This window comes from Bradyrhizobium sp. Kon37 (assembly GCF_055807535.1).
This window is the reverse complement of record NZ_JBVVOY010000288.1, coordinates 1-260: the sequence shown is the minus strand read 5'-3', so window position 1 is coordinate 260 and position 260 is coordinate 1. Positions and strand designations below refer to the sequence as shown.

The 260-nt window shown below is 60.0% G+C and carries 1 protein-coding gene; it reads left to right on the top strand.

The features are described from left to right. Positions 1-197, top strand: a 197-nt coding sequence (locus AC0L3J_RS38185; RefSeq protein WP_473350587.1) for a hypothetical protein, incomplete at its 5' end; no start/stop codon positions are given. Between the last annotated feature and the right edge of the window lie 63 nt (positions 198-260).

Genomic DNA, 260 nt, shown 5'->3' with positions numbered 1-260 from the left:
AAACCCCTGTCTTACTGGGCTTGATCGCAGGCCTGCAGGATCCGGACAAAATCAGCCATGCTGGATCGATCTTCAGCCATAGCTACAACCTGAGTATTGGACACGCGTTGGCTTCCCCGTCTGAACCACATCAGGAGGTCGGCGATGTTTCTCATGGCGGACTCTCTGCACAAACTACGGCCGTAAGCGTCAGTTGAGCGGCGAAGCGCCGCTAGATCGGGAGAAGGGCCGGCGGGCGCTACGCCGCCGGTCTCGTCCCG